Consider the following 16,478-nt stretch of genomic DNA (forward strand, 5'->3'; position numbering starts at 1 on the left):
CTACATCCACTGAAAACCGATACCGCGTCGGTTGCATCGACCGCCGGCACGATCCGTTGCGGCTTTCGCGTGCCGGCCAGGTGTACCGCTCCAATGACGGATGCAATCACCGCAGCTCGTTCGGTGTCCGTTACGCGACCAACGCCGCTTCGATCGAAAGGCCGGGGCCGAATCCGAGCATCACACAGGGGAGGCGGGCGGGGGCTTGCAACAACCGTTGCAGGATAAACAGCACCGTCGGCGAGGACATGTTGCCGTATTCGGCCAAAATGCCACGCGAGGCAGCGAGTTCATCTTGCCGAAACTGCAACGCGTCGCCACAGGCCTGCAAGATCTTGGGGCCGCCAGGATGAATCGCCCAGCCGCGAATGTCATCGATCGCCAGCTGATGCGTCCCGAGCCAATCCCGCAACCACGGTTGCAACGATCGGCGGATCATCGTCGGCACGCGCGGCGACAGTGTCATTTCAAAACCGTGGTCTCCGATCCGCCAACGCATCAGATCTTCGCTGTCGGGCAAGATCGTGGATCCGGTCGCCATCACCTTCGGGCCACAAGGTGGTGAAGATGACGTGCGGGCGACCAACGCCGCCGCACCATCGGCGAACAGCGCGTTGGAAACGACACGTTCGGGATGCCAGCCGTATTGTTGATGCAACGTGCAGAGCTCGACGGCACACATCAGGATCCGCAACCGAGGATTCGATTGCGCCAGCGACTGCGCCACCCGCAGACCGTTCAAGGCACCGTGGCATCCCATGAATCCGATGTGGGTACGGCCGACCGATGGGGAGAGCCCGCATCGTTTGATGATGGAGACGTCCAACCCGGGCGCATAGAACCCGGTGCAGGAAATCGTGATCAGGTGATCGATGTCCCCGGCGCTGCAGGAGGACTGATCAAGTGCTTTCGCGACCGATTGTGCCCCCAATCGTCCTGCGTGACGCTCGTAAAGCTCCATCCGCTGTGCGGTCGACGGGCCACAATCCTCGGGGCTCGATGCGGGCGGGAAAAACGTTTGCCGCACCGGTTGTGTCTCCACCGCCACGTCGGCCGCTGCCGGAACACGATCGCCCGCCGCCTGGAAGGCTTCTCGGCGCGAGGGTTCAGAAACGGGTCGGGGCTCCGACGATTCCAATGCAACGCTGTGGCGATAGCGCACCCCCGACCGCTGATACAAAATCGACAGCAACTGCGATTGTTTTGGATTGTCGCAGCACAGTGTTTGCGCGATTTCCGCAGCCGAACTCTGGGTGATTCCATGAGCCGGCGTCGCCGTGCCGAGGCCGTCAATGATCATCACTCATGTCCCTCATTCGGTTCCGTTTCACTTGATCGGCCATCAGAATTCAAGCGATCGACGCAGCATCATCACCGCAATCCGTTGTACTGGACCTGCCGGTCGGTTCACAGGGGCAATCTCCGTCGCCCTCCCCAATGGACCGATCAAAATGGCGGGCAAGATGATCAAATCGCCGACCAGCGCGGCCGACAGCAGCAGCACGCTCATCCAGGCGAATCCCTGCGTCGGGACGAAGTCGCTGAGGGCGAACAGGCCTAAGCCACAGCCGCAAATGGTCGTTGTTTGAATCATCGCGCGGCCGCAATGGTGGTATGCCGAGCGCACCGCATCGGCTCGTGTCGCTCCCGATTGCAGAGCCCGCTGATAAAAGGTCAGAAAGTGTAACGTGTCGTCGACCCCGATCCCCATCGCGACACTGGCCGTCATGATGGTGCCGATGTCCAACGGCCGGCCGATCCAACCGAGGATGCCGAACAGGGTCAATGCCGGAAAGACATTGGGGATCATCGCCAACAATCCAGGTAATACGCCAGCTTGCACGATGGTCATCACCAGGGCGATCAATCCGAACGCGGTCAAAAAACTGCGAAACAGGTCGCCGAGCAATCGTTGCTGAATCTCATGCACCAACGGCATCAGCCCGGAAACTTGAACTGCAACACCGCCTCCAACCGTCACCGCGTCTTCCACCGACTGCATGATTTGCACGTAGTCGTTTGCTCCGAGCGCGCTGACCAACCCCGTCACGCGCCAACGCTCCGTTCCGTCGGGCTCCACCGCAACGTGATTGGATCGCTCACCGAGCGACCGCGCCAGTTCCCGTTGCCCCCGGCCTCGGATCGGATCCTGCCCCGGGGGGGGCGGCGGCAGGTATGTCAACACCGAAACGACGGCCCCGACTTGATCGATCGCCCGCAATTTTTCGTCGATCCGGCGCAGCAACGTGATCGGTTCCAGCGTTGACGCCGATTCCGGCGGCAATGTGACCACGACTTCAATCGGGACAAGCTTTCCCACATGGTCTTCCAACCAGTTGTAGTCCTGGATCAGTCGGCTGTCGCTGGCAAACAAGGTTTCGATCCGGACCGAAGCATTTAAACGCGACACGCCGATGCCCAAGACCAGCATCAGCACCAGCGCGGCGCCGCTGATCCAACCGGCGGATCGTTTGATCCACGTGGCGAGAACATCCCAAAACATGCTCGATCGACCGGCATCGATGCCGCGCGGCGGGGCGAGCGGAAACCACTGGCCGAAACCGGGAATCAGCGTCAGCAAGATGGCGGCGGTCAACACCACGCCGACCGCCGCGTACAAGCCAAACTCTCGCACCGCCACCAATCCGCTGACGCCCAGTGAAGCGAGTCCGATCGCGGTGGTCGCGGCCGACAACAGACACGGCAACCAGGCCAGGTGGAACGCCCGAGTGAGCGCGCCGCCGTGATCCCCCAGACTCGCCCGGGCGTCGAAGTAATAGTTGACAAAGTGGATCCCGCCGGCGATCGCGAGCACCTGGATCAACGGTGCAAGCACCGCCATCAGTGCTGTCATCGTGCCGCCGTCGAAGTGCACGATCGCCAACGTCACTGCTTGGCAAAAAAGCGACAGTAGAAACACCAACAGCGCGCCGCCGGCCGAACCGAGACACAGGTAACACAAGACCAGCACGAGCGCGGCGGAAAGGGGGGCCAGAAAGTTCATCGTGGATCGAGTGGCCACGTCGACTTGGTAGCCGTCCATGATCGGACCGGCTAGACGCTGTGAGTCGCGTGGCACACCGCAGTGCCGTGTCGCAGCGGCTTGGATCAACGGGACCAGACTCGAACGCTGACGCAAGGCTTGTTCGGTGAATCCGATCACGACGCAGGTGGTTTGGCCGTCCGGCCCGATCAAGGATCCCGTCAGACGTCCGACGGCCTCGGCCCGCGAGAGCGAAATCGGCGGCCGGGTCAAAGCACCGATCTGCTCACGGCCGGAAGTGACGTTTTGAAACAACGGCCGATCGTTTTCGGTAAAGGCCGGTGCGGTTCGCAGCGCCGCGGTCAATCGGTCCAATCGCGGATCGTCCAGCGTGCACCCCGGCCAACTGAGGATGACCGTGTCGGCGGTCCCGAACACGCGACAAAACTGATCGAAATCGTGTCGCGGTGCAAAGTCCTGACTGACCCAATCCAGCGGCGAATTGGCACTTTGTTGCAGGGCGCGCTGGGCGCCCCAGGCAACCAACGGCAGCGTCATCAACAGATAGACCACGATCATCAAAAAGCGTTTGCGACGCTTCGATTCCGCTAAGCCAGAATTTGCCGATCGGAGCATCACGTCAAGCCGCCTTACGATTGACCGGCGACGTCGGCGCGTCCGCCGGAGCCTTCGACACGGCATCGGGGTGGTCGTTGCGACCGCCGCCGCACCGCCCCAGTGGTCCACCGGGAATCAGCGGAAACCCGGGGACTTGAGCCTGGTAGTCTCGGTACGGTTGCCCGATGAAGCGACTCAACCGCCGGTCCTTCAGGAAGCTGCCATAAAAAATGTAGCCTGTCCAGATCGCGGTCAACGCGGCGTGATCCAGGGTCATGCGGGGCGTGAACCAGACCAGCCCCAGAAAGCTGAGGTAGACGGGGTGGCGAATCAGCTTATAAGCCCCTCGCGGTTTGAATTCGCGGCGCGGCGGATCCTCGCGGCGCAGCCAGTGATAAAACGGAGTCCAACCGTTTTGGTACCCCAGCCCGGTCAGCGCCAGCGAATAAATCAATGCCACCCAACAAAAATAAAAACCGCCTCGGATCAGTTCCGCTTTCCAACCGTCCAACTGCCACAACACCGTTTCACTGGATCGCCAGCCGATGAAAAGCGTCAACAGGCTGACGCAGGTGACCACGCAAAACGTGCTGTCGTAAAACGCGGTCGGAATCCATCGCGTCAGATAGCGTCGTGTGGCCGGGACCAACATCACGCTATGCCCCGCGGCGAACAGCAGCGCCAACGCGCTGTCGCGGACGATCCAGTGACCGTGGGATGGGGTGAGCGAACCGTCGCGTAAAAACCAGAACAGATACCAGACGGTGACCAGGAACAAAACCTGATTCCCGAATCCGTACAAGATTCCGATCGCGCGCCCGATCAATTCGGGCCGGCACCATGACGTTGAATTCGATCGGCCGCCTGCGCCGGCGTGCCCTGTCGAGGTTGCATCCATGCGAGATCACCATGCTTTGAGAGGGAATGGAAAGGCGCGCGATTCAAGCCGCGTCCGCCACGGACGGTTTTTCAGCGACGATCGCACCGTACTGCATCGCACCGCTTTGATAGGCGCCAAGCAATGCATCGAATCCGTCAATAAAATCCACCTGCTCGCGATCCAGCACACGCGCCAGATGACGGACACCGCTCCGCCGGACACGTCGTTTGCAGATTTCCCACGTCCGCGCCACGCGGTCGGTCCAATCGACGTTGTGTCGTATCTGTAGCCCGCTATGGATCATCCAATTGACGTAGTCGGCGCGGGTCGCCAGGGACGGACATACGAACCGCTCGCAGACCTCTTCGCATTGGCGTCGATGCCCCGACCGCGACGTGTCTTCGCCTTCGAACCAAACACAGATCGCCATCCGTCCACCGGGCCGCAACCACCGCGCCGCGCGATCGATAAACTGTGGTTTGTCGAACAGGTGTTCGGTGCATTCGACCGACCACACGACGTCAAAACTGTTTCTCTGAAAGACAACGCCTTCCGCGTCGTCGGCCAAAAAGCGCGTGCGGCCGGCGAGTCGCTTGATGCGCGAGGAAAACGCCGCCCAATGCCGCTGGACCGAACTGAGGGTGACGCCGGTCACGTCACAGCCGCGTAGCCTTGCCAATCGAATCGCCGATCCGCCCATCCCGCATCCGATATCCACCACCCGGTCCGCCGACGTTACCTCGGCCAGATCGGCCAGCGTGTCGGTCAACTGGCACTGCGCCTGATAGGCGGACGTTTCGTTGGCGGTTTCGTTGTCCGACCACAGGCCGTGGTGAATGTGTGGCCCCCACAGCAATCGGTAAAACAACGTCCCCAGCTGGTAGTGGCTGCGGATCGAGTCCTTCTTGACGGAGTCAACGGCGATCATCGAGTTTCTTGTCGGAAAGTGAAGGGGGAAGGGATCAATCGGCGATTGGTGAAAAGGGGAATCGCCTGAAGGCTAGACACCAACGGTTGACGAATCACTCGCTTGACGGAATCTCCATCATGGCGATCTTGTCGGTCGGCGCGACATACAAATCGCCAAAAACCTTCAACTGGTCGGTCACACCAATCGCACCAAAGGCTTTCGAGTACGGCTGGATCCCGAAGGACGATTGCTTGATCGTAAAACTGCCTCGCACATGCAACCAACCGCTGCGCTGCTGGACGTCGGCCAGAAACACCAGCGGTCGCGTCACGCCGTGAAGGGTAAAGTTGCCGCGCAGCTGGTACGTCGGCAGACCTCGCGGGCTGGACGCGCCGGTGGGCATTGCCGACAGCACCTCGAACGTTGCGGTCGGGTAGCGGGCGACGTCCAAGACCGCCGAGCCACGCATGTTCGTGTTCACCGCCCCGCGGGTTGAGGCATCCGTCGTGCCACTGAGCCCGACGTACTTTCGCGCCGCGGGCGTGTCGGCGCTGAATGATTTCATGTCAAACACCAGGGTGCCCGCGTTCTGGTGGGCGCCCAACACCAATGTGCCGGAGGACAGCTTGGCTTCGACGCCGTGCTGATGCCCCAAACCGATTTTATCGACGAACACATAAACGCGGCTCGCTTGCGTCTGAACCTCGGCCGGCTTGGGTTGCGGTCGCGAGGTTTCCTGGGCCGGGCTGGTTTCCAGGGCCTTGCTAGAAACGGGGGGCGACGCGAGCGATAGAGACAACGTCGCAGCGATCAAGCCGACGGCACTTCGTCGCGAGCAACGGTGGTGGCGGGTAAGCTGAATCATGTCAGATTCCATTGACGGGTGATGGGAGGATCCGTCCGGCCGGTGCGATCGGCTGTCACGGTCGTCATCTCTGCCGCGACGACGCGGGGATGCCGATGCCGGCGGGCTACGAAAGATTTAGTACTTGCATGCGGCGTGCCAATCGATTGAAAATCCATCAGCAATCTTGAAACCGCAGAATCCGCCGAATTTGAGGCGCGTGCGAGACCGAGGGATGCGGTTGCGTGTGCCTGAATTCGCAGGCCCACGCGGTCGGACTTGGACAGGGATTGCCCAGCGGTTGGATAGGTTTTTGCACTTGCATCCCTTCCGATTTCTTGATCACCGCAATCGACGCTCGGCAGCGCGGTGGAATCACCGCGCAACGCAGGTGCTCGTCAAGAAGTTTGAGGTTCGGCGGGTGAAACAGGGGGCAAAACTGGAATTGCGCGGTCCGAGATGCTAATTTCAGGCGTTACTGACTACTTCTCGGGCACGCAAAAATGCGGGTGATTCAATGCCGATCATATTAGTGGTGGACGACTCGGATGTTGATCGGCTATTGATGAAGGGACTGCTGAGTGCCGACGTGGACTGGTTGGTCTCCCAAGCCAAGAACGGCGTCGAGGCGGTCGATATGGTCACCTACGCCTTGCCCGATGTCGTCGTCACGGATTTGAACATGCCGGAAATGGACGGCATGCAACTGGTTTCGCACATGGCGGAATCGTTTCCCGAAGTCCCGGTCATTTTGGTGACCGGAACGGATGATTCCAAAATCGCGCTTCAAGCGCTGCGGCATGGTGCGGCCAGCTTTGTCCCTAAACAACAACTTGCCGAGAGTCTGTTGGAGACCGTTGAACAAGTGTTGGCGGTTCGCGACGCGGACCACTACGACGAACGGGTCGTGCAACTGACCACCAACACGCGTTATCGATTCGTCTTAGGCAATGACCCCACGTTGATTTCCCCGGTCGTCGATCGGATCCAGCAGGGGATGATCGCGATGCAACTCTGTTCGGCCACTCAACGGATGCACATCGGGATCGCGCTGGAAGAGGCGCTGCTCAACGCGATGCTGCACGGCAACCTCGAGATACCGGCGGAGAAGTTAACCGAGACGCGCAATTTGTTGCATGAAGGCAAGACGTCGCCGATTGTCGAAGAGCGGCGCGGCGAGCAGCCCTATGCCGATCGGACAATCCACGTCGCCGCGGACTTCAATCGCAGCCGCGCCCAATTGGTCGTCGGCGACAGCGGGTCAGGGTTTGATGTCGACGCCAAATGGCCGGCATCGGCCGATGAATCGATCAACGAGGAAGCAGGTCGAGGGCTGGTTCTGATTCGAACCTTCATGGACGAGGTTCTGTTCAACGAGACCGGAAGCGAACTGCGTATGACGCTCAACAACCTGCGCCCGGTGGTCACACCGGCGGCGGATTGAGTGTAAGGGGCACTCGCCTCGTTCCCGGGATCCGATCCAATTCCCCTTCGACGTGTCAGGTGGAGAGGTAGGAAGATTTTGGAGGTAGGAAAATTAGCGAGACTCAGTGCAGGGTGCAATTCATCATCTTCTTACCCCCAAAATCTTCTTACCCTCCTCGCGCAGGCCGTTTCGGAACGGGAACAGGTGCGCAAGCCGGTTGATGGCAGGCAAGTCTTCCTGTCTAGCCGCCCTCTTTTGTCGTTGGCGGCCACCTGCTGTTCGCTTTTTGACCAGCTTGGTGCCTGAGGGGCCGATCGGTGAATCGATTTGCCTCCTCCGTACCCTCTCCCGGCAGGTAAAGCATCGCAGAGATCGTTTGGCACGATTGCTGCGACACTTCCTGTTGCCCACTGGGCTGACGCGATGCCGGTTCTTGGCACACGCGTCGATTTGTTGCCCCTTTTGCAGACCTTCCCATGACAACGACGACCAAGACAACGACGTCCAAACCCCAAGCACCACCGGATTCTTCCAATCACGAAACCCCGCTCAGCCAGAAGGCGCCCGGCAGCCCCTTCGCCCTGGTCGCGCTTTCGTACCTGGCGCTTCTGCTGTTGGCCGCTCTCGCCTTCGCCCTAGTCTATTGGTTGCTCGCGTAACTCGGGCCGACAGCTTCGATTTGATCTAAAACCTCCAACGACAAAGGAACCTTGAATGACGACTCTTACGACTCCCCTGAAGCGGCAAGTTCTTGACGACCAACCGCAACAACAAACCGTTGAACTGCTGCAAAATTCGTTGGTCAACCTGGTCGACTTGGCATTGATATTGAAGCAAGCACACTGGAACGTGATCGGCAAAAACTTTCGTTCGATCCACCTGCAGCTCGATGAAATCATCGCAACCGTTCGCGACGGCAGCGACGAAGTCGCCGAACGGATCGCGGCACTGGGTTTGCCCGCCGATGGACGTTCCGGCACCGTCGCCTCGAACAGCGATCTGGCGGATTATCCGCGAGATTTCCAGCAGGTCGACGACACGATCAGCTTGGTCGCCGACGCACTGAAAACGACGATCGACGGCCTCCGCGGTGCGATCGACAAGCTCGGCGACATCGACCCGGTCAGCGAGGACCTTTGCATCGCGATCACGGGACCGCTGGAAAAGCACCTTTGGATGGTTCAAGCACAAGAATCTTGATCAAAGCGGAATTCGTCTAGACTTTCGCAATCCGCCGGCCCTCTCTGGCGCTTGCTTGCGACCCAAACGCCGTCTCTACCAGGGGCGGAGAAAAGCTAGACTGGTTGCCGAATGCTGCCGCACTTGAATGGACGTCCCGTGGCCGCTCGCCGGAGTGTCTGATCGAGTTCGTTTGACGAGAGAATGCCCTTGACCACGTAAGCGGTCGCGCCGTGGTCGTGGGCGGCAACGGCGGCTTGTGGGTCGTCCAGCCCGGTCAGCATCACGACCGGCAGACCTTCAAAACGAGCTTGCAACCGACGCAAACCATCCAGCCCAAACGAATCGGGCAAGGAGTAGTCGAGCAACACGACGTCACAGTGGTGTTGGTCGATCCACTGCATCGCTGATTCCAGCGTGCAATGGACTTGCACCTCATAGCTGCCGTCGCAATCATCAAGGGTCCGCTCGAAAAGCAGAGCGTCGACGTCATCGTCTTCGACCAGAACGATGACGGTGGGAGACTCGGTCTTGGAACTCATGGCGTTCACTGCACTCGCTGTGGATCTCTGTGGATGGCCGTGACCGGGCGATCAGACGGCGACGCTGGCGGTCGGCAAGGTGACGACGCTGAACCAATAGGTGCCCAGTCGCCGAACCGATTCGGTAAACTGATCGATGTCGACCGGTTTTTGAATGTACGAATTGCATCCCAGGTCATAGGAACGCAGGATGTCCGCTTCTTGCTGGCTGGTCGTCAACACGACCACGGGAATTCGCGACAAAGACTCATCGGCTTGCAGGTCGCCCAACACTTCGCGGCCGTTCCGCTTGGGCATGTTCAAGTCCAACAGAATCAGGTCCGGGGTGGGCGAGGACTCCGGATCGACGAACGCGCCTTCGCGTCTCAAGTAGTCCATCGCTTGCTCACCGTCGCACGCGATCCTCAGGTCGACATTGATCGACTCGTGTTTAAGCGCCCGGCGGGTCAGCTCTTGATCGCCGGGGTCGTCTTCGACCAACAGAATCACGGCCGGTTTTCGCTTTTTGTTCGGATGATCCATGGCAGGTAAATTCCAGGGGTAACGGGTGTCAGGTGGTTTGTTGATCAAGGGGCGTCATCACTTGATAAGCACTGGGGTAGACGGTAGTGGACGACGCAAGGAGTCCTCTCGGTCCGCAAGCCAAATCCAAAGCTCGGTGAAGCACTAGCACGTCGCCAATTCCAACTCGGCACCGGGTTCACTTTCATCTCGATCGGTTTCCGGTGTGTCGATCTCGGCGACGGGAAGGGTGAATCGGAAATGGGCTCCCCGTCCGATGTCGGATTCGACCCAGATTTCCCCGCAGTGTCGTTGCACGGTTTTCTTGCAAATCGACAGCCCGATCCCGGTTCCTTCGTACTCGCCACGGTTGTGCAGACGTTGAAACGGCTGAAAAATCCGTTCGGCGTATTCGCTTTTCATGCCGATGCCGTTGTCACGCACGCCGAGCGTCCAGTGGTCATCTTCTGCAGTCGCGGTCAGGTGGATCTCCGGCGTCGCTTCTTCGGTGAACTTGAGCGCATTGCTGACCAAGTTTTGAAACAGCTGGGTCAGCATGGTTTGATCGCCGATGACGACGGGGAATTCGTCTCGCGTGATCACCGCCCCCGTTTCATGAATTTTCAAATCGAGTGCTTCGAGCGCTTCGTTGATGCACCGATTCAAGTCCACCGGATCGTGTTTCATCGCCGACCTTCCCACGCGCGACAATTCCAACAGCGCTTGGACCAGGGTGCGCATCCGTTTGGCGGCGTCGACGATGAATTGCAAGTCGCGCTTTGCGTCTTCGTTCAGGTCACCGTCGATGTCTTGTTCCAGCAAACGGCTAAAAGAAACCAGTTTGCGCACCGGTTCTTGGAGGTCATGGCTGGCGACGTAGGTGAACTGGTCGAGTTCCTTGTTTTGTTCTTCCAGTGCCTTGTTGGCGTCGATCAACTGTCGGCTCGCGCGTGCGGTTTCATCCATCGCTTGACGCAGTTCTTCGGTTCGCCGCGTCACTTCGGCCTCGATGCGTGAATTGGTCGATTCCAGCTCGGCCTGGTGGTCGGCGTTGCGCCGCATGTCGGCCAGGCTTTGCCGGATGGTGACGATTAAAAAGATGTCTTCAAAAACGACCCAGCCGGAGTGTTCGACCAACCGCAGCGGGGCTCCGGCGATCACGCCGTAGACCGATTCGGGCCACAACCAGCCGCGCAGCCCGTGGTCGGCCGCAACGACGATCGTCGCGGTGCACAGTACACGCCAGTCGCGGTAGCAAGCCAGGAACGCCAGGGAACCAAAGATGTGGAAATGTGTTTCGATGCGGCCGCCGGTTAAATGGATCAACAGTGCGGAGGTGAGCATTTGGCCGACGGCGATGACGTGTCGCGTCAACCCATGTCCGGGCCGCTTCCATGCCAACAGCACCGGCAACGCCGTGATCGCTCCGCCCAACAAGATCGCCGCCCAGACGTGCAAATGGGGTTGGCTGATCGCCCCCGACCAGGTGCGCGGGGAAATCCACAGCGCCGCGGCGATTCCGGCCAACCATTGAATCACCATCAGCGCCGCGAATAAACGGTCGGTGCGGTGATGAATCAGTGATTGCTGCGCTCGAAAGAGTGCGTCGGCGCGGGGTTGGTCGTCGGCATCAAGGACGGTCGTTGCATTGGACATCCACACGATTTAGGTCTCCTCAAGTTCGATGCCGAGTTCGCATCCGTAGACCTTGGTGCGGTCGACGTCGGTAGAACCGTGGGTCAAGAAACGGGCAACCGTGGTCCGTCCCAGATTGTCGCCGCTGTGTCCGCGCGACGCGGTGATTCCGCCGCGAAACTTCAGGTTGCCCGCCGGGTCATAAAGCAACACCAGACCCGACGTGGCGGCGCGGAAACGATGCGCTTCGTCACCGCCGACGTCCGCGGTAACGCTGACTCCCGGGATCCGCTTTGCCGCGTCCCACAGCGTGGTATGTTCCCAGTCGGGCTGCATCGCGCAGGATCGGGGTTTCACGAACAGCACGTGTGCCTGCAACCGATCCCCGCCATGATGGATGATTCTCGCCAACTCACCGACCGTCGCCCGGGTGCAGGGGCATTTCGGATGGGCGAACAGGACCAACGTCCATCGATCCGGTGAAGGACGTAGTGATGAATCGGCGGGCCAGTGTTGCGGGGCGGCGTGCAGCGTGCCGGCGTCGTGTTGGTATTGCCAGACCAGGCCCATTCCTCCGGCGACCAGCGCGCCCCAGGCCAGCACCAACGTGTGCATCGCCCAGCCGGGGCGAAAACGCGTCCCGCGGGCGAACGCGTTCCGACCGCGCGCGAAATTCAGGTGGTTGTGATGCATCGTGATCCCCAAGTCGTTCGCCTGTGCCACTGACGATTCGCAAACAGGGGGCCGGGGCATCCTTGTTGGTGTGCCATTGGTTGCGGACGTCTTTTCGCAGCGCAACCCCGACACCAAGCGTCGGCGAAGCACTAGCCATTGTGGGGATCGTAGACCACGATTAATGCGGGGACGTTTAGAATCGCATCAAACGAATGATTCCCCGCCGGTTGTGCGAGACGGCTGAGGGGATGCCCTCGGCAGCTGGTCGGGCAACGGGATTGGTCGCGACCACCCGATCAGCGTCGTTCGCGTGCTTTGCGTTTGGCCCGCTCGCGGTCGCGAAACCGCTTTTTGCGTTTGGCGTCCTTGGCGGCGTCCTTTTCCGCTTTCTCGGCGGCCAAGGCTTCGGTTTGCCTTTTTTCTCGCTGCATGGTTTGGGGCGTTTCCAAAGTCAGCGGGCCGAAGCCGCCCGATCGCAATTCGGTCACCAAGATCCGTGACGCGCGATCGATGTCGACCCGATTGCTTTTGCCCAGGCAGCCGCGTTTGCGGCCGATCGCTTCGATCGCCTCCAATTCCGTCGTCGGCGTCGTGTCCAACCCATAGCGGTCGATCAGCTTGTCCGGGTATTCGGCCAGCATGTACCGGGCGGCGAAGAACCCGATGTCGGCGTACTCCATCGCCGTTTCTTTGATCGATCCCAGCAGCGCCAGTCGGTACCCGCTATTGACGTTCAGCACGTTGGGCCACAGCACACCGGGGGTGTCCAGCAATGTGACGCCATCACCGATGTTGACGCGTTGTTGTTGCTTGGTCACCGCCGGCGTGTTGCCGGTCTTGGCGATCTTTCGACCGGCTAGATAGTTGATGATCGTCGATTTGCCGACGTTGGGGATCCCGACGATCATCGCTGTGACAGTCCGTCCGCGTCGGTGCGGCACCATGGACGTGGCAATGGATTTCAGCCGCCGGATCGAGGGCACGTCTTCGGTCGTGACCGCCGAAGCGCGAACGCCGACCGTTTTATCAAAGTGGGCGAGCCACACCGGGGTCATCGCCTCGTCGGCCAAATCACTCTTGGCCAACACCTTCAAGCACGGTTTGTCGCCGCGCAATTCCGCCAGCATCGGGTTCTCACTGGAATACGGAATCCTGGCGTCAAGGATCTCGATCACCACATCCACCTTGGGAAGTGTGGCCTGGATCTCAAGCCGAGCTTTGTGCATGTGCCCGGGAAACCACTGGATTGACATGAGACACTCGATGGGGCGAATGGGGAGACGGCGGCACGGCAATGGGCGTAGCTACGCTCGCCAGAGCGTGGTGATCCCTGGGAAACCACCTTCTGGCGAAGGTAGCTACGTTTGGTCGGTGATCCAGCTAGTGTCCTCATTGGCCCGAGTTCTGCTAACCCCACACGCGAAAAATCGCCGACTCGATTCGTCTTCCGTCGGCCGCCTCAAAACAGGTGGTACGCTTTGGTGTCCAGCTGGCGGGCCAGTTCGGGGTCATCGGCGCGCGCCAGCAGGTCGTAGTAGCCATAGGGGTACTTGAACACGTGCCCGATGCCCAACGTTTTGTCGCCGCGATTTTTCCAGTACTGGGCGTCCTTGGGCCGCAGCTTGCTAAACGCGTGGTCCTTGATCTTGCGATCGCCCGGTTGCGGTCCCCGGCGGGTGACGGTGACGTACTTTCGAAATGCGGTGCGACAACTCTCGGCCCATTCCACGTCGCCCATCGCGGCGAGTTCGACCAGCGATTGCCCGAAGGTCAACATGTGGCCGGCGAAACCCTGGCCGTAGCCGACGAAGCGATCGATCGCGTCGCCGGCTTCTTGGAGAATGAATCGGGATGCGGCAACGGAATCGACAAAGGGTGGCGGATCCACGTCGTCGTCCGGTTTGACGTCGCGCCAGGGTTTGAACGCTTTGATCAGGTTGCAAATCCCCTCGACCCGCTCGGGCGTGGCGGTCTCGGGCATCATTCGGAAGGCCTTGATCGCGTGCATCGCAAAAATGGCGTCGTGGCCGACTTCGCGCAACACCCCGCCGCCTTGGGCCAGCGCCTTGCCGACCTGCTCGACCGCGTCGGGGACCGGATCGTTTTCCGGAAAGGGTTGGCACAGTTTCGTCGGCGCCCAATTCAGGTCAAACAGCTCGACGATTCGCGCGGCCGCCGCGTCGTCCAGTCCGTTGTCCACGCACATCAGGTGGGCCGAGATCATCGCCGCGCCGCGGTGTCCGTCGGCAAAGTAATTCATCTCGGGGGCCCGCGCCAGTGCGTTGATTCCCAGCCGCACCAAACGTTTTTCGACCAGGCTGCGCTGCTCCGCGTCAGCTTCGTTTTCCGTGCCCAGCAGCCAAGCACCAATGCAGGCCCCGTTAGCAATCGCAAATCGCCGGCGGTCAAGAGAAGGGTTCATCGGTTCCAACTCCAAAGTGCTGGGTCGTCGTGTCAGAAAGAGCGGCAAGATCCCCGCCCCCGTCCATGTTACACCACCGGCTGTCCTGCCACTCGGTGTGGCGACGTGGTACCGCCTGTCGCACCGCCGACAGGGATCACGGTTCGGCACAACGGTTGCACGGGGAGGGAGGTTGCACAAGGAGGGCCAAATTGCCCTATCACTTCCTCCATCGACGCTCCGAGAGAACATTGACATTTTGCATCGGCATTCAAGTCCGCGAGGGGATCATTGCCCTTGCCGACACACGTATCGTTCGTGGCAGCGAACAGGTCAATAAACAGAAATTGGCCGCATTTCAACACGGCAACAGCGCCCTGTTCACCATGACCAGCGGGCTGCGATCGGTCCGTGACAAGACCCTGGTCTATGTCGAAGAATCGCTGCGCGGCAGCGGCGAAACCCAGGATCGGCTGTACCAGTTTGCGAATCTGTTCGGTCAACAACTGCGGCGTGTCAAAGAGGAGGATGGCCCCTCGCTCGCCACCACCGGCCACAGCTTTAACCTGCATGCGATCATCGGTGGTTGTTTGCCGGCCGACCAACGACCGCAGTTGTTTTACGTTTACCCGGAAGGGAACTGGGTCGAGTGTGCGATCGATTCGCCCTACTTCATGATCGGCCGGACCTATTATGGCAAACCGATTCTGGACCGCTTGCTGACGTTCGAGACGCCCTTGCGAGACGCACTGGCACTGGCGTTTTTGGCGTTCGACGCGACCCGCGCCAGCGTCACCGACGTCGGTTACCCGATCGACGTGGCGGTCATTTCCACCCACAGCCGGCAAGCCGTCTACCAGCGTTTATCAACTTCGGACCTTGCCGAAACCAGCGATCGCTGGGTACAAGGATTGCAAAGCGTGGTCGCCGGGCTTCCGATGCAGTGGGCGGATCCCTTATTGGGAACAACCAACCCTTTGACGACAACCGATCAAACCCTCCAAGATCAAACCCAATCGCTGTAACACCATGCCGACCATCAAAGTTGAAAGCGAACTGCAGTACGACGTCCGCCAACCGACCAACATGCTGTTCAAGATCGCCGCGGCGCAAACCGACCGCCAACAAGTTCGTAACGAGCAGTTGACGATCGATCCGCAGGTCCCCGTTGAAACTCTGGAGGTCGGCTTGGAAGGGAACACGATGCAGCGTGTTTCGGTGCAACCATGTCAATTGACCCTTCACTACGAAGCGGAAGTGGATGCCATTGCCCAGCCGACCGACCCGGGAAACGTTCCGCAGAACCACGTCGGTAATCTGCCCATGGAAGTCCTGCCGTATCTCAATCCCAGCCGTTACTGCGAAAGCGATTTGCTGGGGCGTTTTGCGTTCGAAGAATTCGGTCAGATGCAACCCGGTCTGTTGCGCGTCCAAGCGATTTGTGATTGGGTCAACGAGCATCTCGATTACACCCCCGGCAGCACGGGCGTCACGTCAACCGCTGCCGATGTCGTCTTGCAGCGGACCGGAGTCTGTCGTGATTATGCACACCTGGCGATCGCGTTGTGCCGGGGCATCGGTGTGCCGGCACGCTACGTCTCCGGTTACGCCGCTCAGCTTCAGCCGCCGGATTTCCACGGTTTCATGGAAGCCTATCTGGGCGATCAGTGGTACTTTTTCGACCCCACCAAACTCGCGGCGGTTGATGGCCTGGTTCGCATCGCGACCGGCCGCGATGCCGCCGACGTCGCGTTCGCGACGATCACCGGCGATGCCGGACTGACGTCCAAGATGGTCAGTGCCGTTTTTCTGTAACACCGATTCGATGTCGCTACCTTCGCCAGAAGGTGGATCCCGGACGTTTTCCACGCTCTGGCGAGCGTC

16 protein-coding genes are annotated in these 16,478 nt (G+C 60.1%); 5 read left to right on the forward strand and 11 right to left on the reverse strand.

The features are described from left to right. Nucleotides 1–130 precede the first annotated feature (130 nt). From H1B37_RS14155 to H1B37_RS14175, 5 genes are all read right to left on the reverse strand, one after another. The gene (locus H1B37_RS14155) at nucleotides 131–1,300 is read right to left on the reverse strand and encodes a type III polyketide synthase (RefSeq protein WP_182867310.1); all 1,170 of its coding nucleotides are present in this window, start codon (nucleotides 1,298–1,300) and stop codon (nucleotides 131–133) included. Between the two features lie 42 nt (nucleotides 1,301–1,342). Continuing rightward, nucleotides 1,343–3,562 (reverse strand): efflux RND transporter permease subunit, encoded by a 2,220-nt coding sequence (locus H1B37_RS14160; protein WP_182867311.1) that lies wholly within the window; start codon nucleotides 3,560–3,562, stop codon nucleotides 1,343–1,345. A 61-nt stretch (nucleotides 3,563–3,623) separates the two neighbouring features. Further along, nucleotides 3,624–4,499 (reverse strand): methyltransferase family protein, encoded by an 876-nt coding sequence (locus H1B37_RS14165; protein ID WP_182867312.1) that lies wholly within the window; start codon nucleotides 4,497–4,499, stop codon nucleotides 3,624–3,626. A 43-nt stretch (nucleotides 4,500–4,542) separates the two neighbouring features. Beyond that, entirely contained in the window at nucleotides 4,543–5,409 is an 867-nt protein-coding gene (locus H1B37_RS14170) for a methyltransferase domain-containing protein (RefSeq protein ID WP_182867313.1), read from the reverse strand. A gap of 94 nt (nucleotides 5,410–5,503) precedes the next feature. Continuing rightward, nucleotides 5,504–6,256 (reverse strand): YceI family protein, encoded by a 753-nt coding sequence (locus H1B37_RS14175; protein WP_182867314.1) that lies wholly within the window; start codon nucleotides 6,254–6,256, stop codon nucleotides 5,504–5,506. A 496-nt stretch (nucleotides 6,257–6,752) separates the two neighbouring features. On the opposite strand from H1B37_RS14175, the gene H1B37_RS14180 reads away from it, so the two are divergent. From H1B37_RS14180 to dps, 3 genes are all read left to right on the forward strand, one after another. Next, the gene (locus H1B37_RS14180; protein WP_182867315.1) at nucleotides 6,753–7,679 is read left to right on the forward strand and encodes an ATP-binding response regulator; all 927 of its coding nucleotides are present in this window, start codon (nucleotides 6,753–6,755) and stop codon (nucleotides 7,677–7,679) included. A 458-nt stretch (nucleotides 7,680–8,137) separates the two neighbouring features. Beyond that, complete coding sequence (locus H1B37_RS14185) at nucleotides 8,138–8,320, forward strand: hypothetical protein (protein WP_182867316.1); 183 nt, start codon at nucleotides 8,138–8,140, stop codon at nucleotides 8,318–8,320. A gap of 55 nt (nucleotides 8,321–8,375) precedes the next feature. Continuing rightward, nucleotides 8,376–8,861 carry a DNA starvation/stationary phase protection protein Dps gene (gene dps, locus H1B37_RS14190; RefSeq protein WP_182867317.1) on the forward strand — a complete coding sequence of 162 codons (486 nt, stop codon included), beginning with the start codon at nucleotides 8,376–8,378 and terminating at the stop codon, nucleotides 8,859–8,861. Nucleotides 8,862–8,956: 95 nt separating this feature from the next. Here the strand turns inward: dps and H1B37_RS14195 are convergent, their stop codons facing one another. From H1B37_RS14195 to H1B37_RS14220, 6 genes are all read right to left on the reverse strand, one after another. Continuing rightward, the gene (locus H1B37_RS14195) at nucleotides 8,957–9,382 is read right to left on the reverse strand and encodes a response regulator (RefSeq protein WP_182867318.1); all 426 of its coding nucleotides are present in this window, start codon (nucleotides 9,380–9,382) and stop codon (nucleotides 8,957–8,959) included. 51 nt (nucleotides 9,383–9,433) lie between these two features. Next, complete coding sequence (locus H1B37_RS14200) at nucleotides 9,434–9,904, reverse strand: response regulator (RefSeq protein ID WP_182867319.1); 471 nt, start codon at nucleotides 9,902–9,904, stop codon at nucleotides 9,434–9,436. Between the two features lie 144 nt (nucleotides 9,905–10,048). Beyond that, nucleotides 10,049–11,539 carry a sensor histidine kinase gene (locus H1B37_RS14205; protein WP_182867320.1) on the reverse strand — a complete coding sequence of 497 codons (1,491 nt, stop codon included), beginning with the start codon at nucleotides 11,537–11,539 and terminating at the stop codon, nucleotides 10,049–10,051. 9 nt (nucleotides 11,540–11,548) lie between these two features. Next, entirely contained in the window at nucleotides 11,549–12,241 is a 693-nt protein-coding gene (locus tag H1B37_RS14210) for a RedB protein (RefSeq protein WP_182867321.1), read from the reverse strand. Between the two features lie 248 nt (nucleotides 12,242–12,489). Continuing rightward, entirely contained in the window at nucleotides 12,490–13,446 is a 957-nt protein-coding gene (gene ylqF / locus H1B37_RS14215) for a ribosome biogenesis GTPase YlqF (protein ID WP_182867322.1), read from the reverse strand. A 206-nt stretch (nucleotides 13,447–13,652) separates the two neighbouring features. After that, complete coding sequence (locus tag H1B37_RS14220) at nucleotides 13,653–14,615, reverse strand: hypothetical protein (protein WP_182867323.1); 963 nt, start codon at nucleotides 14,613–14,615, stop codon at nucleotides 13,653–13,655. 230 nt (nucleotides 14,616–14,845) lie between these two features. On the opposite strand from H1B37_RS14220, the gene H1B37_RS14225 reads away from it, so the two are divergent. Beyond that, the gene (locus H1B37_RS14225; RefSeq protein WP_182867324.1) at nucleotides 14,846–15,619 is read left to right on the forward strand and encodes an Ntn hydrolase family protein; all 774 of its coding nucleotides are present in this window, start codon (nucleotides 14,846–14,848) and stop codon (nucleotides 15,617–15,619) included. 4 nt (nucleotides 15,620–15,623) lie between these two features. Beyond that, nucleotides 15,624–16,409, forward strand: a complete 786-nt coding sequence (locus tag H1B37_RS14230) for a transglutaminase-like domain-containing protein (RefSeq protein WP_182867325.1) — start codon at nucleotides 15,624–15,626, stop codon at nucleotides 16,407–16,409. The last annotated feature ends 69 nt before the right edge of the window (nucleotides 16,410–16,478 follow it).

It is taken from the genome of Stieleria mannarensis, assembly GCF_014154935.1.
GTDB lineage: Bacteria > Planctomycetota > Planctomycetia > Pirellulales > Pirellulaceae > Stieleria > Stieleria mannarensis.